Annotated in this window: 17 protein-coding genes and 2 tRNA genes; 5 read left to right on the top strand and 14 right to left on the bottom strand. The window is 60.1% G+C overall.

Going from position 1 to position 17,298, the window contains the following annotated elements; translation table 11 throughout:
• Positions 1–5: 5 nt before the first annotated feature.
• The 5 genes from ACTQ1S_RS01210 to dnaB all read right to left on the bottom strand — a co-directional run bounded on the left by ACTQ1S_RS01210 (position 6) and on the right by dnaB (position 6,776).
• Complete coding sequence (locus ACTQ1S_RS01210; RefSeq protein ID WP_154516744.1) at positions 6–1,775, bottom strand: ABC transporter ATP-binding protein; 1,770 nt, start codon at positions 1,773–1,775, stop codon at positions 6–8.
• An 82-nt stretch (positions 1,776–1,857) separates the two neighbouring features.
• Positions 1,858–2,553, bottom strand: coding sequence for an NUDIX domain-containing protein (locus ACTQ1S_RS01205; protein ID WP_441033470.1), 696 nt, complete (start codon positions 2,551–2,553; stop codon positions 1,858–1,860).
• 21 nt (positions 2,554–2,574) lie between these two features.
• A complete protein-coding gene (gene purD, locus ACTQ1S_RS01200; RefSeq protein ID WP_154516747.1) occupies positions 2,575–3,879 on the bottom strand; it encodes a phosphoribosylamine--glycine ligase in 1,305 nt (434 codons plus the stop codon).
• A gap of 120 nt (positions 3,880–3,999) precedes the next feature.
• Entirely contained in the window at positions 4,000–5,286 is a 1,287-nt protein-coding gene (locus ACTQ1S_RS01195) for an adenylosuccinate synthase (protein WP_427717940.1), read from the bottom strand.
• A 92-nt stretch (positions 5,287–5,378) separates the two neighbouring features.
• Positions 5,379–6,776 (bottom strand): replicative DNA helicase, encoded by a 1,398-nt coding sequence (dnaB, locus tag ACTQ1S_RS01190; protein ID WP_427718155.1) that lies wholly within the window; start codon positions 6,774–6,776, stop codon positions 5,379–5,381.
• A gap of 190 nt (positions 6,777–6,966) precedes the next feature.
• On the opposite strand from dnaB, the gene ACTQ1S_RS01185 reads away from it, so the two are divergent.
• Positions 6,967–7,461 carry a nucleotidyltransferase domain-containing protein gene (locus tag ACTQ1S_RS01185; protein ID WP_039689008.1) on the top strand — a complete coding sequence of 165 codons (495 nt, stop codon included), beginning with the start codon at positions 6,967–6,969 and terminating at the stop codon, positions 7,459–7,461.
• Positions 7,462–7,532: 71 nt separating this feature from the next.
• Here ACTQ1S_RS01185 and ACTQ1S_RS01180 read toward each other — a convergent pair whose 3' ends face one another.
• The 5 genes from ACTQ1S_RS01180 to rpsF form a co-directional block, all read right to left on the bottom strand.
• Complete coding sequence (locus ACTQ1S_RS01180; RefSeq protein ID WP_441540327.1) at positions 7,533–8,615, bottom strand: IS1595 family transposase; 1,083 nt, start codon at positions 8,613–8,615, stop codon at positions 7,533–7,535.
• 219 nt (positions 8,616–8,834) lie between these two features.
• Positions 8,835–9,374 carry a 50S ribosomal protein L9 gene (gene rplI / locus ACTQ1S_RS01175; RefSeq protein ID WP_154516756.1) on the bottom strand — a complete coding sequence of 180 codons (540 nt, stop codon included), beginning with the start codon at positions 9,372–9,374 and terminating at the stop codon, positions 8,835–8,837.
• A 15-nt stretch (positions 9,375–9,389) separates the two neighbouring features.
• Entirely contained in the window at positions 9,390–9,656 is a 267-nt protein-coding gene (gene rpsR / locus ACTQ1S_RS01170) for a 30S ribosomal protein S18 (protein ID WP_006235829.1), read from the bottom strand.
• A gap of 72 nt (positions 9,657–9,728) precedes the next feature.
• A complete protein-coding gene (locus ACTQ1S_RS01165) occupies positions 9,729–10,181 on the bottom strand; it encodes a single-stranded DNA-binding protein (protein WP_006235830.1) in 453 nt (150 codons plus the stop codon).
• A gap of 48 nt (positions 10,182–10,229) precedes the next feature.
• A complete protein-coding gene (rpsF, locus tag ACTQ1S_RS01160; protein ID WP_006235831.1) occupies positions 10,230–10,523 on the bottom strand; it encodes a 30S ribosomal protein S6 in 294 nt (97 codons plus the stop codon).
• A 493-nt stretch (positions 10,524–11,016) separates the two neighbouring features.
• Here rpsF and ACTQ1S_RS01155 point away from each other — a divergent pair.
• The 4 genes from ACTQ1S_RS01155 to ACTQ1S_RS01140 all read left to right on the top strand — a co-directional run bounded on the left by ACTQ1S_RS01155 (position 11,017) and on the right by ACTQ1S_RS01140 (position 13,563).
• Positions 11,017–11,107 (top strand) — tRNA-Ser (locus ACTQ1S_RS01155).
• 48 nt (positions 11,108–11,155) lie between these two features.
• Positions 11,156–11,246, top strand: a tRNA-Ser gene (locus ACTQ1S_RS01150).
• 297 nt (positions 11,247–11,543) lie between these two features.
• Positions 11,544–12,233 carry a trimeric intracellular cation channel family protein gene (locus ACTQ1S_RS01145; protein ID WP_229770653.1) on the top strand — a complete coding sequence of 230 codons (690 nt, stop codon included), beginning with the start codon at positions 11,544–11,546 and terminating at the stop codon, positions 12,231–12,233.
• A 184-nt stretch (positions 12,234–12,417) separates the two neighbouring features.
• Positions 12,418–13,563, top strand: coding sequence for a polymer-forming cytoskeletal protein (locus ACTQ1S_RS01140; protein WP_441546864.1), 1,146 nt, complete (start codon positions 12,418–12,420; stop codon positions 13,561–13,563).
• Positions 13,564–13,667: 104 nt separating this feature from the next.
• Here the strand turns inward: ACTQ1S_RS01140 and typA are convergent, their stop codons facing one another.
• The 4 genes from typA to ACTQ1S_RS01120 form a co-directional block, all read right to left on the bottom strand.
• Positions 13,668–15,506 (bottom strand): translational GTPase TypA, encoded by a 1,839-nt coding sequence (typA, locus tag ACTQ1S_RS01135; protein WP_154516764.1) that lies wholly within the window; start codon positions 15,504–15,506, stop codon positions 13,668–13,670.
• A 117-nt stretch (positions 15,507–15,623) separates the two neighbouring features.
• A complete protein-coding gene (locus ACTQ1S_RS01130; protein ID WP_154516767.1) occupies positions 15,624–16,073 on the bottom strand; it encodes a hypothetical protein in 450 nt (149 codons plus the stop codon).
• A 30-nt stretch (positions 16,074–16,103) separates the two neighbouring features.
• A complete protein-coding gene (locus tag ACTQ1S_RS01125) occupies positions 16,104–16,493 on the bottom strand; it encodes a hypothetical protein (protein WP_427717929.1) in 390 nt (129 codons plus the stop codon).
• Complete coding sequence (locus ACTQ1S_RS01120) at positions 16,494–16,994, bottom strand: bifunctional nuclease family protein (protein ID WP_427748159.1); 501 nt, start codon at positions 16,992–16,994, stop codon at positions 16,494–16,496.
• Positions 16,995–17,298: the final 304 nt, after the last annotated feature.

The raw sequence follows: 17,298 nt of genomic DNA, 5'->3' as shown, positions 1-17,298 counted from the left end.
ATCAATCAGTCGAGCTCGTGCGCACGCGCACCTTCGAACTGCATTCGATAGTAACGGGCATAAGTGCCGCCACGGGCGAGAAGCTCCTCGTGCGTGCCACGTTCCACAACGCGACCATGCTCAACGGTCGCAATCTCGTCGGCATGCTTAATGGTCGAGAGACGGTGAGCGATGATGATCGTGGTGCGGCCGCGCGCCAAGCGCTCGAGCGACTCCTGCACTGCCTCCTCGCTCTCGTTATCCAGAGCACTGGTCGCCTCATCCAAAATAAGGATCTTGGGATTTTTGAGAAACACGCGCGCGATGGCGACGCGCTGCTTTTGACCACCAGAAAGACGGCTGCCGCGCTCGCCCACCACGGTGTCATAGCCCTGCGGAAGCGACTCGATAAAAGCATCGATGTTGGCGCGATGGGCCGCCTCGGCGATTTCTTCTGCCGTGGCGCCCGGCTTGCCATAGGCGATGTTCTCGCCAATCGTTCCGTCGAACAGATAGACATCTTGCTGCACCAGGCCGATGGATTGGCGCAGGCTACGCTGTGTCACGTCGCGCACATCCTGGCCGTCAATGCTAATGGAGCCGGCGGCAACGTCGTAAAAGCGCGGCAACAGCGAACAAGTCGTTGATTTGCCGCCGCCCGAGGGACCAACCAAAGCGATGGTTTGACCGGGCTTAATGGACAGATCCATATGGTCGATAACGGGGCGCGTCCCGTCGCCCGCGCCCAGCTCGACATCCTCGTAGCTAAAGCACACGTCGCGATACTCAACAGCGCCGGCCGTCACCTGCAGATCCGCAGCACCCGGCTTATCCTGAATATCGGGGACAGTCGAGAGCACCTCGTCCATGCGCTTAAAGCCGGCGATGGCTTTCTGATACGTCTCGGCCGAATTGACGAGCGTCTCGAGCGGCGTGCAGAACAGCGAAATGTAGAGCGCGAAGGTTGCCATATCGACCGCCTGCAGCTGGCCTTGGGCAACGAGCCAACCGCCCAGCAGCACCACGATCACATAGAGCACGCCCGAGAGCAGACCATACGTCGCGGTGTAGACGCCCATGGCGTGATACATGTTTTCCTTGGACGAAAGGTAGCGATCGTTAGAAGCACGGAACTTAGAGCGTTCGGTCTGCTCATTGGCAAAGCTTTTGACCACACGCATACCCGCCAGCGAATCCTGCAGCTGCGCATTGATGCCGCTGATCTTTTTGCGGTTATCGCTAAAGACCTCGCGCATGCGCATATTCTGCCAAAACATAATGACCGCGAACACCGCCGTCACCACGGCCATGGCGAGCGCGAGCACCGGCGCAATGGTAAACAGAATCACAAACGAGCCAATGATCTCGATACCGCAAATAATGATCCATTCGGGCACGTGGTGCGCCGCCTCGCAGATATCGAACAGGTCGTTGACCACGCGGCTCATCATGTCACCCGAGCTGTTGCGATCAAAGTACGCAAAGCTAAAACGCTCGTACTGATCGAACAAGTCCTCGCGCATCTTGGACTCCATGCGCGCGCCCATCACGTGGCCCCAATAGCTCACAAAGTAGCGGCAGGCGCAGCGGGTGGCATACATCAGCACCAGTCCCACCGCGATCATACCGAGCGCCTGCATAATGGCAGTCTGGCCCTGGGTAAACAGCCCGCCGCACAGATTGCGCAGGATAATGGGAAACGCCAGGTCAATGGCGGCGAGCACTAGGGCGCAAATGGTATCGGCAACAAAAAGCCCCATCTGGGGCTTGTAGTAAGACAGAAAACGCTTCAGCATGTGATCCTCAAAGAAATATCAGCAACGTAAGACCCTGGGACAAAGCAATCAGTAGCACTTGTCCCAGGGCTATCCCCACTCGTTACAGCTCAGAACCACCAAGGCGGTGTGCGATGCTGTCGCAGGCAAGCGCGCCCACGACGGTCTTGGCATCCTCGATCTTGCCGTCGAGCACGGCATCGATCAGCTCGTGCAGCGGCACCAGGTCAACGTTGACAAACTCGTCATCGTCGGGGTTGGGCGCATCGAACTCGAGCTTGGTGGCAAGGTAGATGTGAATAATCTCGTCGCAAAAACCACAGGTCGTGACAATCGACGTTAAAAAGCGAATGCGCCCGGCCTTAAAGCCCGTCTCCTCATGCAGCTCGCGCCTGGCACAATCGAGCGGGTCCTCGCCTGGGTCGAGCTTGCCGGCGGGAATCTCAACCGTCACGCGGTCGATGGCGGTGCGGTACTGACGCACCAGTACGATCTTGCCGCTCTCGGTCAGCGCCACAACGGCCGCCGCACCCGGATGGCGAACGATATCGCGGGCGCTGCGGTGACCGTTGGGCAGCTCAACCTCAAGACGGTGGACGTCGAGGATCTTGCCCTTCCAGGCGCACTCCTCCGAAAGAATCTTCTCGTGCAGCTCGGCATCGTGCGGGTCGTCGTCGCCCAGCACCAGCGCCGGCTCGTCAGCGACCTCGCCACCAGGCTCGCCCTCGGCGTGCCCATACATGTGGCTGTCCTCTTCGACGATTTGCGCGTCCACGAGCTCTTCGTTCTTCTCGTCCATCCGTCTCATTCCTCTCGGATTTTAAGCATCCCAGGCGTCGCGGCCGCGCAGCGCGCGCAGGCCAATGTCGTGACGCAGGGTCTTGCCCTCAAAATCGATCTTCTCGCAAGCCTCGTAGGCAAGGTTGCGAGCGTTCTCGAACGTGTCGCCCAGCGCGGTCACGGCGAGCACGCGGCCGCCGTTGGTCACGAGCTGGCCGTCCACCACGGCGGTGCCGGCGTGATACACGGTCACGTTCTCCATGGCCTCGGCATCCTCGATGCCGGTAATGACCTTGCCCTTCTCGTAGCTGCCGGGATAACCCGCGCTCGTCAGGACAACGGCCACCGCCCACTCGTCACGCCAATCGAGCTCAATCTGGTCGAGCTCGCAGTTAGCGCAGGCAAGCATGACCTCGACCAGGTCGTTCTTAAGGCGCGGCAGCACGACCTGCGTCTCGGGGTCGCCAAAGCGGGCGTTAAACTCCAGCACCTTGGGGCCGGCGGGGGTAAGCATAAAGCCGCCGTACAGGCAGCCACGGTAATCGATGCCCTCGGCGGCGAGCTCGGCCACGGTCTGCTCCATGACCTTCACCATGGTGGCGTGCTCCTCGTCGGTCACGATGGGCACCGGGCTGTAGACGCCCATGCCGCCCGTGTTGGGACCAAGGTCGCCCTCAAGCGCGCGCTTGTGGTCCTGCGAGGTGGCCATGGGGCGCACGGTCTTGCCGTCGGTAAAGGCCAGCAGCGAGCACTCGGGGCCAACGAGCATCTCCTCGATAACCACGGTGTTGCCGGCGTCGCCAAAGGTGCCGCCAAAGCACTCGCGCACGGCCTCTTCGGCCTGCGAAAGCTCGGTTGCCACAATAACGCCCTTGCCCGCGGCAAGACCGTCGGCCTTCACGACCAGCGGAGCGCCCTGCTCGCGCACATAGGCGAGAGCCGAAGCCTCGTCGGTAAACGAGCCGTAGGCGGCCGTCGGAATGCCCGCGCGCTCCATGAGCTGCTTGGAGAACAGCTTAGAGCCCTCCATCTGAGCGCCCTCGGCACCCGGGCCAAAGCAGGGAATACCCGCCGCGCGCACGGCGTCGGCCACGCCCGCCACGAGCGGAGCCTCGGGGCCAATTACCACGAGTCCGCATCCGTGGCTCTGTGCAAACGCCGCCACGGCAGCAGGATCGCAATCGTCGAGAACCACGTTCTCGCCGCAGCTCGCGGTGCCGCCGTTGCCCGGGGCGATGTAGAGCTTGCCGGCGCGCGGTGATGCCGCGAGCTTGGCTGCCAAAGCATGCTCGCGGCCGCCGCTGCCCAACAACAGGATGTCGATGGTTTGAGTGTCCGCCTTCAAGGGTGCCTCCTCTATGGATTAACGGCCCGTCAACCATGCGGGCCCATTACAAGCAAATATACCCCTCGGCCGCCCGTCCGGGCTGCGAAGGGGTATATCGCAATAACCAAATAACGCCGATTACTTCCAGAATCGGTTGATGATCTGCTCGCGACCGGCGCCAACACCGACAAACGTCACGCGCGTGTGCGCCAGATCCTCGACAAATGCCACGTAGTCCTGAGCCTCCTGCGGCAGCTCCTCAAAGCTGCGGCAGCCGGTAATATCGCACTTCCAGCCGGGAAGCTCCTCGTAGATGGGCTTGGCATGCTCAAAGCGTACCTGGTGCTCGGGCACGCTGGTGTAGCGCTCGCCGTCGACGTCATAGGCCACGCACACCTTAATGGTGTCGAAGACCGAAAGCACGTCGAGCTTGGTCAGGGCGATGTCGGTAAGACCGTTGACGCGCGAGGCGTAGTTGGCGATGGGACCGTCAAACCAGCCGCAGCGACGACGGCGACCGGTGGTCACGCCGTACTCATAGCCCTCCTCGGTCAGCGTATGGCCGGCCTCGGACTCGTAGGAAAGCTCAGTGGGCATGGGGCCTGCACCGACGCGGGTGATGTAGGCCTTCATGACGCCCAGCACGCGGTCGACGTTTTTCATGCCAACACCAGAACCGGTGATCGCGCCGCCGGCGGTGCAGTTAGAAGACGTGACAAACGGATAGGTGCCGTGGTCGATATCGAGCAATGTTGCCTGGGCGCCCTCAAAGAGCAGGGTCTTGCCCTCATCGATCATGTTGTTGAGCAGCAGGCTCGTCTCGGTGATGTACGGGCGCAGGCGCTCGGCCATGGGCAGGTACTCTTCACAGATCTGGTCCACGGTGTAGGTGGGCAGGCCGTAAAGCAGCTCGAGCTCGGGATTCACGCGGGCGAGAGCGGTTTCCAGCTTGTCGCGGAAGAGCTCCTCATCCAGCATGTCCTGCATGCGGAGGCCAATACGGGCCATCTTGTCCTGATAGCACGGGCCAATGCCGCGCTTGGTGGTACCGATGCTCTTCTTGCCGAGCTTCTGCTCAAAGGCGCCGTCCAGGTCGACGTGATACGGCATGATCACGTGTGCGTTGCCGCTGATCTTGAGGTTCTTGGTGGTGATGCCATCGGCCTCGAACATGTCGATCTCCTCAAGGACAACCTTGGGGTTGACGACGCAGCCGTTGCCAATCACCGACACGTGGTCGGCGTACATGATGCCGGAAGGCACCTGGTGCAGGCCGTACTTCTTGCCGTTGACAACGATGGTGTGCCCGGCGTTGTTGCCGCCCGAATAGCGCACGACGGCATCGAAGTCGCCGGCGATCAGGTCGCAGATCTTACCCTTGCCCTCATCGCCCCACTGGGCACCGACCAAAACGGTTGACGGCATGTTTACTCCTTACATACATGGACTGTCTGCGCGCCACACGGCGGGCAGAAGCACAAAACATTCCCAGTATACCCGTGCAACGGGCGCCTGTCCTACTCCTCGGTATGCACCCCATCAAGCTCATAGAACTTGGTGGATGCCGGCAGGAACATCAGGTCGACGTCGCCGATCGGGCCCGAACGGTTCTTGGCCACGACAATACGCGTGACGCCCTCGTCGGGTCGGTCGTCGCGCGAGGCCTCAGCCTCGTCGGCGGAACGGTCCAAGAACATGACGATATCGGCGTCCTGCTCGATGGAGCCCGATTCGCGCAGGTCGGAAAGCTGCGGGCGCTTGCCGGTACGGGATTCGACCTGACGCGACAGCTGAGACAGCGCGATCAGCGGAATCTTGAGTTCCTTGGCCATAATCTTTAAGCCACGCGACATCTCGGAGACCTCGACGGTGCGGCTCTCGGAACGGCGTCCCGGCGGAGGACTCACCAGCTGCAGGTAGTCCAAGATAATGATGGCCTTCTCCTTGTTGTGGAGCATGCGGCGGCTCTTGGCGCGAATCTCGGTCACCGTGGTGCCGGGCGTATCGTCAATCAGAATATCGAGCTTGGACAAGGTCTGCGTGGCCTCATTGATATTGGCCCACTGCTCGGGGCTAATGCGACCCATGCGAAAATCACTGATCGAAATCATGGCATAGGCGCAAATCAGGCGCTGGGCAATTTCCTTGCCCGACATCTCCAGCGAGAAAAAGCCGACGGTGTAGCCCGCAGCGGCGGCATTGAGCGCCAGGTTTAGAGCGAACGAGGTCTTACCCACGGCGGGGCGGGCGCCGATAATGATGAGCTGGCCCTCGCGGAAGCCCATAAGCATGCGGTCGAGTGACGGGAAGCCCGTGGGAACGCCCGCTGCCTGGCCACCGGCCTGGCACACTTCCTCGGCCTCGTTATAGGCCTCGACCATAAACTCGGTCAGTGTCTTGTAGCTCGACTTAACCTCGCGCGCCGTAACCTTGAGCAGCTTGCTCTCGGCCAGCTCCACGACCTCTTTGGTATCGGTGGGGGCGTTATAGGCCAGCGCGTTAATCTCGTTGGTGGCGCCGATCAGCTCACGCAGCATCGAGTCGCGACGAACGATGGCGGCATGGTGCTGCCAGTTGACGAGCGACAGGGTCTGACCCATCAGCTCCAAAATGTACGCCTCGCCGCCCACGGCATCGAGCTTGTTGATGCTTCGCAGGTAATCGATCAGCGAGATGGAGTCGATGGGAATGCGACTGTTGTACATATCGACCATCGCGGTATAGATGGTCTTATGAATGGGCCGGTAGAAATCGTCGGGCTGCAGCTCGACCTGGGCTTCTTCGACCACCTCGGGCGATAGCAGCATGGCGGCCAGTACGTTGGCCTCTGCATCTTGGTTTTGGGGGAGACCCAACTTGGAGCCGCGGTCCTCGACCGTCAGCCATGTCTCCCTATCGTCGTATGCCATGAGCATCCTCATTCATATCGCTTGCGAGCATCCATAGTATCAGCCACAGCTTTAAATCGAGGCGCGCCTTAATAATCATCACCGAACCAAACGGATGAACGGTCCCTTATGTGCGTTGTGTTAGACCACTTTGGATACTGGGACTTTTCCTATAATCTTTCTTGCTTAAATAGCAGGCGAAAGCGAAGGAGCTCCTATGGTCACCAAGGATGATGCGTGTTGGATAATCGGCCTTTCCGCAGGTGCGGGCATTGGCGTATATCTTGATGGCGGCTGGGGCGTCGATGCGCTTGTCGGGCGTGAGACCAGGGCTCATAACGACATCGACCTGTTCGTTCAGCGCGGGGATTACCAAAGGTTCGTGGATCTAATTGCTGATGAGGGGTTTTCCGAGGTGGCTGCATCTTTCACCACCGAAGATCACACGGTGTGGCAAGACGAGGCGGGGCGCATCGTCGACCTGCATTGCTTCGATTTCGCCGAGAATGGCGATATTCTGTATCAGGGAGATCGTTTTCCCGGGGAGGTCTTTTCGGGGAGGGGGCGCATCGGCGAGGTGGAGGTGTCGTGCATCGACCCCGAAAGCCAGCTGTTGTTTCACTTGGGCTATCAGCATGACGAGCACGACGTCCACGATGTCATGCTCCTATGCCGTGAGTACGGTTTCGACGTTCCCGAAGAATATCGCTAGCTGTTGCTTTTTGCATCGGGTCACGACTTCAGCGCTTGCCGCAGATGCGCTGCGCCAGACCGCCCTGGACATCACGCCACGCCGTATATGGCCCTCCGCGCACGCGAGTCCCATTTCGCCTGCTTGATCCAGTACTCGTAGAACGGATAGGGGGTCACCTTGTACTGGCGCCAGGTCTTCTCGTACGTGCCGCGGGCCGCCTGCCTCACTATGAGCTCGGCGAGCTCGTCCGCGCTCCTGCGGACCTTGAAGCACCACGTCCACTTGAACCAGGCGAGGTAGTTCTCGAGGCGTCTCGTGGAGACGCCCCGGAACCTGCCGATGAAGTGCCTCATCTGGGAGTGGAGGCTGTTCACCCTGTTGATGGCGTGCTCCTCCCTCTTGCTGGCGATGTGCTCGCCGACGCCGAGGGCGGGCAGGACGCGGCGGTACACGTGCGCACGGTCCGTCGAGATTATCGCGCCGACCGCGAGCTTGTCGGCGAGCAGCTCCCTGGCTGCCGCCTCGTCGAGGCCGCCCCTCCCCGCGATCTCGTAGAAGATGTCGCCGGCGTCGTTGATGCCGGTGAGCACGCATATCTTCTCGTGCCCGTCGGTTCCCTGCGACCTTGTGCGGGGCTTCCTGGGCATGCCGGACTCCGACCTGGAGCGGTTTCCCTTGAAGCTCTCCCTGAAGAAGCACTCGTCGAGCTCGGCCCCGCCACCGGCCTCCACGCGGAAGGCGGGCATGCGCTTGGCCATGGCCTCGAGCAGCCTGTGGCGCATGAAGAACGCCGTCTTGAGGCACACGCCGCACTTTTCCGCCGACTCGCGCAGCGGGAGCATGTCCACGTGGCACTCCGCGAACCTCATCCAGGCCGACCTGTCGAGCTTGGTGGTGGAGAAGATGCGCATGGTGGCGTCGGTGAAGGTTCTGGCGCACCCTCGGCAGAGGAACCGCTGACGGCCGCGCCCGTCTCGCCCCCTCTTCACGTAATGCGGGGAGCCGCACCAGGGGCAGGCTCTGTCGGGATCGTCTTCCGCCCCCTCGCTTGCCGCAAGGTCGAAAAGCTCCGCGTCTATCAGCGCCTTGAGCGATCTCAGGGCCCTGCTCTTCTCGGCAGCCGTCATCTGCGGGAGGAACTGCCTCGTCAGCTGGGTGAGCACGTCTTCCATTGCAACCTCCATCTTTCCTGATGATGGAATTGTCGCAATTGGGGGTCCTGCTGCGTGTACTGTGCATAGGACACTTATCCAAAGCGGTCTAACACAACGCGTATGTGGGACTACATCTCAATGTATGACGTGACACCCACTCAGCGCAAAAAAATAAAAGGGCGCCCCGGTCTCCCAGAGCGCCCTTCTTAGAACAAGATTGTTGCGTTGCAGCAAATGCTACTCGGCAGCAGCCTCGGTCTCGACCTCGGCGGTCTCGGCCTCGGCGACCTCAGCGGCCTCCTCGACCTCAGCCTCGGCAGCGAGCTCCTCGGCGGTAACGCCGACGAGAACGACAACCTCGGCCTTGATCTCGCGGTACAGCGAGATGGCAACGGTGTGGGCACCGGCAACCTTGATGGGCTTACCGAGCTCGACGCGCTTGCGGTCGATGTCCATACCGAGCTGATCCTTGATGGCGTCAGCGATCATAGCGGCGGTGACGGAGCCAAAGAGGATGCCCTCGTCGCCGACCTTGACGTCAACGGTGACCTGCTTGCCCTCGAGGGCAGCCTTGGTCTCGTTGGCGGTAGCCAGGCGGACGGCCTCGCGCTTGGCGATGTTGTTGCGACGCTCGTCAAGCTGCTTGAGGTTGCCCTTGGTGGCGGCAACAGCGAGCTTCTTGGGGAACAGGAAGTTCTCAGCGTAACCCTGAGCGACCTCTACGACGTCACCCTCGCCGCCCTTGCCCTTGATCTCATCGAGAAGAATAACCTTCATGATGCGTCTCCCTTCTTAGCCGCGGTCGCGGTTGCCACGAGAGGAAACCACGGGGACGGTGTACGGCAGGAGAGCCATCTCGCGGGCACGCTTGATGGCGTTGGCGATGTCATGCTGATGCTGCGTGCAAGCGCCAGTGACGCGACGGGGCTTGATCTTGCCACGGTCGGTCATGTACTTACGGAGAAGCTGAGTGTCCTTATAGTCGATGAACTCAGTGTTCTCCTTGCAGAACTGGCAGTACTTACGACGCGGCTGACGTGCAGAAAAATCATTAGCCATGTCAAAATACCTTTCATTTGGCAACTTCGGCGAACCGAAGCCGCCTCTCACTCAAAAATAGGTGAACAACCCTTAAAACGGGATGTCCTCATCGTAGACGTCGACCGCGGGCGGCGTAGCCACCGGTGCGGCAGGACGTGCTGCGGGCGCGGGAGCTGCGGGGGCGTAACCGCCCTGATCGTAGCCACCCTGGCCACCACGGGAGCTCATAAACTCGATCTCATCGACGATGACCTCAAGCTTGCTCCTGCGCTGACCGTCGCGCTCCCAAGAGCTGTAGCGCAGCTTGCCCTCGATCGCGACCTTGTTTCCCTTTGCCAGGAAACGGCTCACGGCCTCGGCGCGGGTGCCGAACATAGTGCAGTCGACAAAGTTGGGATAGTCCTCCCACTCGCCAGTCTGCGCATTGCGGCGGCGATCGTTCACGGCGACGCCAAAGGACAGAACCTGGGTTCCGCCGGCAGTGGCGCGCAGCTCGGGATCGCGGGTGAGGTTACCGGTGATGTTCACTCGATTGATGCTCATTACTCACTACTTCCTCTTGGGGCACAAGCCCAGTCCAAAACGACAGTCTTACTCCTGGTCGTCGCGACGGACGATCATGTGGCGGACCACAGCGTCGGTGATGCGCAGGACGCGATCAAGCTCGGCGATCTGGGTAGGATCTGCGTGGAAGTTGATGAGGGTGTAGTCACCATCGGTGAGGTCGTTGATCTCGTAGGCGAGCTTGCGCTTGCCCCACTCGTCAACGGAGTCGACCTTGCCAGCGCCCTCAGCGATCGTGGTATCGATACGCTTCATAACAGCGAGACGAGTCTCGGGGTCGAGCGACGGGTCAACAAAGAACAGCAGTTCATAAGCCTTCATATTGTCACCTCCTCTGGACAAATGTGGCTTCAGGTCGTGAAGGTGCGCCTGAAGCAGGAAAAGACTTGGTAATAGTATCTTTCAACCTCCCAGGCTGCAAGAATATGCAGCTACAACCTCATGACCTCCACATATGCCCATACTCGCACGGCCTTTCTTGCGTATTCCAACCAAATGCTGGCCAAGAGCTTGACGGATTTGAGGACAAGGGCGGGTACATACCGACTTTCTGCCAGATAACCGCAAGTCGCTCGCAGCATGGCTGCGGTCGCAAAATGCATACCAGCGGTACAACGCGACATTTTGAATTATTAAACTTGATTCCCGACCGTCCGTAACTACCTCATTTGAACAGTTCGTCTGGTCAGATTACGAAGGTCATCGATTGGTTTCGGCACGGTTAGGCAAACGACGGAGCGATGCAATTTAAAAAATGCCAAGTTTTTGGTTTGCACTTTGCGATTCCTCGTGTATACTGACTTTCGCATTTAACGGAGAGTTGTCCGAGTGGCCGAAGGAGCACGATTGGAAATCGTGTAGGCGTCAAAAGCGTCTCCAGGGTTCAAATCCCTGACTCTCCGCCAGTTAATTCCAAAGCAGGCCTTTGTGCCTGCTTTGTTTTTACCCCACGCGGAGGGGTGGCAGAGTGGTTGAATGCGGCGGTCTCGAAAACCGTTTGGCCTGTATAAGGTCACGAGGGTTCGAATCCCTCCTCCTCCGCCATTTTGGTTGAGAAAGCTCCCAACAAAGGGAGCTTTTTTGTTTTGAGTCCCTTACAAACAAATACGGCGGAGGAGGGGTTCGAACCCGCCAGGGCGTTCAACACCAATCTAGATCTCCAAACATGTACATCACCCTCCAAAGATGTCAAAAAATGTCGTTTTTGGATGCTGATGTACATGTTTGGAACCTGTGACCGCGCCCAGTTCCGACCGTTTACCGAGCAATGGGGTCACGACCTCCCACAACCATGTACTATGTACGGGCATTTTCCAATCCAACTACCCAAAGGAACCTACCTTGCCCGTCATCGCCACTGTAATCGTTACCGCACACGCCTCGGATGCCATGGTTGCCATCCCGTTTTGGCTCGAGATGTTCGCTGTCGTCGCGGCGTCGATTTCGGGTGTACTGGTTGCGCGCGAGCACAAACTCGATCTGGTGGGCGCCGTCGCGCTCGCCGTGGTCTGCGGTCTGGGCGGCGGTCTTTTGCGCGATATGACGCTCCAGGTGGGCAACGTCTACATCCTTAACCAGCCCATGGCGCTGCCGCTGTCCATCGCCACGGCGGCCATCATCTACATCTTCCCTGCCATCGTCGACAAGCCCGACAAGCTCATCCCCCTGCTCGACATCATCTCGGTGGGTATTTATGCGGCAACCGGCGCAGATAAGGCGCTCGTGTACGGATTTGCACCGGTCGTGTGCATCATGATGGGCTTTTTTACCGCGGTAGGCGGCGGCATGCTGCGCGATGGTTTTATGGGCGTGGTGCCGGGTATTTTCCAGCGAACCAACTTCTATGCCATCGCGGCTATCGCTGGATCGGCAAGCTATGTTTGCCTTGTCATGAGCGGCTTGGTCAGCAATGTCGTCGCGCTGGTCGTTTGCGTCGCAGTGACCATGGGCCTGCGCTGGCTCTCGCTGCGCTTTGACATCAAAAGCCCCACCGAGGACGATATCGCGCGTTTCCTACATCGTAAAAAATAGATAGCACGGCCCGACCCATCGCAAGGTGACAGCCTATCTACAACCGGCCGCAGGCCCGATATCCCACGACGCCTTACGTAGGCAATTGCCCATGCAGAATACTGCAACCGCGAGTTTCTTTTAGAGCGAAGGCGCAATGGGTACCATATTGGGCGTATGCAAATCACCAAGCAAAGGATTCACCATGCCTCACAACCAACCCGCGGCGGCGCAACGTCACAACATGCGCGGACACCTCATTATGGCCTTCGCGCTTATCGCGCTGGCGTTTACCGCGCTGCCTTCCATGGCATTCGCCGGCACCGACACCGCGGGCAATGTTTTCGTGTCCGACGGGGATTCCAGTCCATCCGGCGTCGGGGGCGATCTGTACTGGGCCGGTCAAAGCCTTAGCCTGGACGACGCGTCCATCGACCGCGATATCATCGCCGCCGGCGAAAGCCTGTCGATTCGCGACTGCACCGTAGGCGGCGCCGTTCGCCTGGCGGCGCGCACCATCGATATCGCCAAGACCACCATTGATGGAAGCGTGACAGTTGCCGCTCAGCACGTCGTACTTAACTCCGGCAGTACCGCCAATTGCTTCTATGCCGCAGGTGAGACGGTTGCCCTGCGCGGCTCCGCCAAGTCGGCAGCGCTCGCGGGCAATACGGTAACCATCGACGGCACTGTCGATGGCGATGTTGAGGTCTGGGCCGACAAGCTGGTGCTCGGCAAAAACGCCAACATCACCGGTACCGTAAACGCTCATGTCTCACAGGACCCCGAACGCGCCGACGGCGCCAAAGTTGGAGCCCTCAAGATCGACCGCACCGAGAACGAGGATACCTCCACCGTCAACGACGTCATCGGCGGCATCGTTGCCGCAGCTCTTTCCACCTGCTTTGTCGCGATTCTCCTTGAGCTCGTCTTTCCGCGTGCAACAGCCAGCGCGGCCGGCATGCTTCACCAGCACCCCGCCCCGCTGTGGGTGAGCGGTCTTTTGGGCACGGTAGCCGCCGTTCCCGCCATCTTGCTGCTCATCATCTCTATTGCCGGCCTGTCGCTCGCCGGAGCCCTGATGTGCGGCGTCATCGGCATCGCGCTGGTCTCGGCGGCCTTTGCGGGCACCGCGGTCGCACGCATGGTCGGACACAGCCAGAACCGCTACGCCATGGCCGCCGTGGGCGGCGCCATCGCCGGCGCCCTTACAGCACTTCCCCTTATGGGCAACTTTATCAGCGGCGTAGCCTTCGTCTTTACGCTGGGCTATCTCATTCAGATCATCTGGCGCAACGCCCACGTCAAGCCGCAACAGGCCCCCAACACCCCGGGCCTTCCCTCCGCCTAACCGCCAACCACCGCAAAGGTGTCCTTTCTCTTTGTGGTGGTACAAAAAGGGCGCCGGCCGCGATGGTCGACGCCCTTTCTTGTGAATGCTACAGAGCGCAGCGCTTATTTGTTGACCTGACCGGCGCGAACGGCAGCCTTCTTGCGATCGGTGGCGTTGAGCAGACGCTTGCGCAGACGGATGTTCTTGGGGGTGATCTCCACCAGTTCGTCATCGGCGATGTACTCCAGCGCCTCCTCCAGCGAGAAGGTGCGAGGCGGCACCAGCTGCACGGAGATATCGGAGGTCGAGGAACGCTGGTTGCCCAGGTTCTTGGTACGGGCGATGTTGACGACCATGTCGCCGGCCTTGCTGCGCTCGCCCACGATCATGCCCTCGTAGCACTCGACACCCGGCTCAACAAACAGCTGGCCGCGCTCCTGCAGCGTGCCCAGAGCGTAGGCAACGGCCTTCTCGGTGGTCATGGAGATCATGGCGCCGTTCTGACGGTTGCCGATCTCGCCGGCGTAAGGACCGTACTCCAGGAAGGTGTGATAGAACACGCCCTCGCCGTGAGTGACGTTCATGATGCGGTTCTTAAGGCCCATGATGCCGCGGGTCGGGATCTTAAACTCAAGGTGCGTCACGATGCCCGAGGTGTCCATGCTGGTCATAATGCCGCCAGAGGTGCCAAAGACCTCGACGACCTTGCCCGAGTACTCGTCCGGGCACTCGACGACAGCCTGCTCGACGGGCTCCATCTTGTTGCCGTTCTCATCCTTCTTAAACAGAACGCGGGGACGGCCGACCTGGAACTCAAAGCCCTCGCGACGCATGGACTCCATCAGGACGGACAGGTGCAGAATGCCGCGGCCCGAGACCTCGACGCCGCTCTTGTCCTCGAGCTCCTCAATCTTCATGGTCACATTGTTCTCGGCCTCATTGAACAGGCGCTCCTTGAGCTGACGAGCGCCCACAATGTCGCCATCGCGGCCGACGAGCGGAGAGGTCGAAGCCTCGAAGACGATGGACAGGGTCGGCGGATCGATCTCGATAGGCTCGAGCTCGACGGGGTTCTCGGGATCGGTGTAGACATCGCCGATGTCGGTGCGCTCGATACCCACGACGGCGGCAATGTCGCCGGCGCCGACTTCCTGGCACTCGGTGCGGCCCAGGTAGTCGAAGGTAAAGAGCTGCTTGACGGTAGCGGTGGCGCTGGAACCGTCGTTCTTGACGACCAGGATCTGATCGCCCTGGCGAATGGTGCCGGAGTACACGCGGCCAATGCCGATGCGGCCGACAAAGTTGGAGTGGTCGATGGTCACGCACTGCATAGCGAGCGGCGCGGTCTCGTCAACCTCGGGCGCGGGCATGTCGTCGATGATCATGTCGAGCAGCGGGTACATGTCCATGTTGCCGTCGTTGGGGTCAAGGCGGGCAAAGCCATTCATGGCGCTGGCATAGACCACGTGCTCCATGGCAAACTCGAGCTGGTCGTCGGTGGCGCCCAGGTCGGCCATAAGGTCCAGACAGTCGTTGTAGGCCTTCTCGGGGTTGGCGCCCGGACGGTCGATCTTGTTGATGACGATCATGATCTTAAGGCCGGTGTCGATGGCGTGACGTAGGACAAAGCGGGTCTGGGGCATGGGGCCCTCAAAGGCGTCGACCAGCAACAGGGCACCGTCGGCCATGCGCAGCACGCGCTCGACCTCACCGCCAAAGTCGGCGTGGCCCGGGGTGTCGATGACGTTGATCTTAACGTCCTTGTACTCGATAGAGATGTTCTTGGCGAGAATCGTGATGCCGCGCTCGCGCTCCTGGTCGTTGGAGTCCAGGACGCGATCCTCGACCTGCTGGTTGGCACGGAAGGCGTCCGTGGCACGCAGGAGCTTGTCGACCATCGTCGTCTTACCGTGGTCGACGTGGGCGATAATGGCGATGTTCCTCAGATTGTCTACGCGCATGTAGTTCCCCTATCTTCTATCTATATACAAACGGCACGCGTATGCGACCCGTCCAGCAACACAACGCTCGGCGGGAATATTGAGCCTTTTACCGAAAACTCGTTTATTTTAGCGATTCTAGATGAGAGGGGTTTCCTCACCTGCAGGTTCAGGGTCGCTCCACATAAAACCATCGCCGGCGCCCATGCCCTCGTACAGCACATATGCCGAAAAACCGCTCTCGAGCGTGGTCTCGAAGAAGCTAACGAGCAAAGCGTCGTGATATCCTCCCTCGATCTCCACACAGCCGGTGTAGCCGATGGCATAGCGGGCGATGCGGCCCAGGCCTTCGTCCTTGAGACCCATCTTGTGCTCGGAGATAAAGTTGGTGGCAGCCTCCAGGCATGCCTCCTCACCGTCCTCGTCGAGAGCCGCAAGATAGCGGTTGGAGGCGGCATCCTCGATCGCCACGACAACGCCCGGGTTTTCACCGGCGGCAAGGTCGTCCAAAAACGCACCGATCAGATCGCACACCATGGCGTCGAGCTCGGCGGAGACGTTACCGGCGTCCTGCATATCCTGTGCCATCTTTTGACCTTCCCATCGTATTCGGCGTCGTTATAACTCCTGTGCCTCGGCCGCGATTCTGGCGGCAGCGTCACGGGCGCGAACCATATCCGCCGCGCGCTTGTCGAGCACCTTGATCTGGTTGGTCAGCATTACCGCATCGACCACGCCCCAGATCACCAGGCCCGTCGAAATCGAAAACCCAAGCGCACCAACTGTACCACGAAGCCGCGACAAGATTACCGCGGCAAGCGCGGAGACAACAACCATCTTGATATAGGAGTCACGGCGCTCGCGAAGAGTGCGAGCCTGCGTCACATACGCAATGCGCGCGGCCTCAAATGCCTCGGCGCGCATATGGGCCTCACGCGCGATAGCGGCTGCTTCGGTCGACACACTGGTACCCATCAGCGCTCGCCGTGCATCGTGCTCAACCGACATTTAGAAATCATCGGGCGAGAGCGTGTGGACAAACTCGTCAAACTTCTCGAACTCACTCTCGTCGTCAACCTCGTCGGCAAGCGGAGAGACGGTGCCCAAGCGATTCATGATGTCGTCCTCCACAAACATGGGGGCATTGCTGCGCACGGCAAGGGCGATAGCGTCGCTCGGTCGCGCGTCAAGCATACGCTCGCCCCTATCGGTGTGCACGACGACCGTCGCGTAGAACACCGGCGGCTCGGCGCGCACGATCTCGATACGCTCGATCTTCGCTCCCACCACTTCGATGGTATCGAGCAAAAGATCGTGGGTGATGGGGCGATCGGTGCGGCCGGTATCGATACCGCGGCTGATGGCCGCTGCCTCGTAGGAACCGGTCTGGATGGAAAGAGAGCGCAGCGGCGCGGACGAATCCGACTTACGGCAACGCTCGCGCAAGACGATCAGCGATGGCACGGGACCGGCGGCCATGACGATGGTCTCTATGTCGACACGAACCATGGAACACCTCCGGTACGTAGCGGTTAACACACGGCAGGGTCGCCGCATTGAATAGCTATACTACCCAATCTTTCGCCCAGCACACAAAATCAAAGTAGTTAATTTGGGACGGGGCTTTTTTAGCTACCCAGCGGCAGGTCTAGAAACTGAGGCTGCGCAGAACAGGGTAGCCAAAAAAGCCCCGTCCCAAATTTGAACTGCCTCCCATTTCTTGGACATGAGAAATGGGAGGCTTTTTATGCGTGTCGACTTGAGGGTGAAGCACGACATCGAGGCCAGGAAGGCGGCGATCGGGCTCTTCGAG

The sequence above is a fragment of the Collinsella sp. LCP21S3_D3 genome (genome assembly GCF_052118305.1).
Classification (GTDB): domain Bacteria; phylum Actinomycetota; class Coriobacteriia; order Coriobacteriales; family Coriobacteriaceae; genus Collinsella.
Note: the sequence above shows the minus strand (reverse complement) of the source record. Positions and strands in the feature narration are given on the sequence as shown.

Excerpts from the sequence above, each read along its gene's own strand:
- ACTQ1S_RS01195 (WP_427717940.1), bottom strand. The coding sequence starts at position 5,286 with ATGCCGTCAACCGTTTTGGTCGGTGCCCAGTGGGGCGATGAGGGCAAG.
- ACTQ1S_RS01130 (WP_154516767.1), bottom strand. The coding sequence starts at position 16,073 with ATGGCACAGGATATGCAGGACGCCGGTAACGTCTCCGCCGAGCTCGAC.
- ACTQ1S_RS01185 (WP_039689008.1), top strand. The coding sequence starts at position 6,967 with ATGGTCACCAAGGATGATGCGTGTTGGATAATCGGCCTTTCCGCAGGT.
- rpsF (WP_006235831.1), bottom strand. The coding sequence starts at position 10,523 with ATGAAGGCTTATGAACTGCTGTTCTTTGTTGACCCGTCGCTCGACCCC.
- ACTQ1S_RS01205 (WP_441033470.1), bottom strand. The coding sequence starts at position 2,553 with ATGGACGAGAAGAACGAAGAGCTCGTGGACGCGCAAATCGTCGAAGAG.
- ACTQ1S_RS01180 (WP_441540327.1), bottom strand. The coding sequence starts at position 8,615 with ATGGAAGACGTGCTCACCCAGCTGACGAGGCAGTTCCTCCCGCAGATG.
- ACTQ1S_RS01165 (WP_006235830.1), bottom strand. The coding sequence starts at position 10,181 with ATGAGCATCAATCGAGTGAACATCACCGGTAACCTCACCCGCGATCCC.
- ACTQ1S_RS01125 (WP_427717929.1), bottom strand. The coding sequence starts at position 16,493 with ATGTCGGTTGAGCACGATGCACGGCGAGCGCTGATGGGTACCAGTGTG.
- ACTQ1S_RS01140 (WP_441546864.1), top strand. The coding sequence starts at position 12,418 with ATGCCTCACAACCAACCCGCGGCGGCGCAACGTCACAACATGCGCGGA.
- typA (WP_154516764.1), bottom strand. The coding sequence starts at position 15,506 with ATGCGCGTAGACAATCTGAGGAACATCGCCATTATCGCCCACGTCGAC.
- rplI (WP_154516756.1), bottom strand. The coding sequence starts at position 9,374 with ATGAAGGTTATTCTTCTCGATGAGATCAAGGGCAAGGGCGGCGAGGGT.
- ACTQ1S_RS01210 (WP_154516744.1), bottom strand. The coding sequence starts at position 1,775 with ATGCTGAAGCGTTTTCTGTCTTACTACAAGCCCCAGATGGGGCTTTTT.
- dnaB (WP_427718155.1), bottom strand. The coding sequence starts at position 6,776 with ATGCTCATGGCATACGACGATAGGGAGACATGGCTGACGGTCGAGGAC.
- ACTQ1S_RS01120 (WP_427748159.1), bottom strand. The coding sequence starts at position 16,994 with ATGGTTCGTGTCGACATAGAGACCATCGTCATGGCCGCCGGTCCCGTG.
- rpsR (WP_006235829.1), bottom strand. The coding sequence starts at position 9,656 with ATGGCTAATGATTTTTCTGCACGTCAGCCGCGTCGTAAGTACTGCCAG.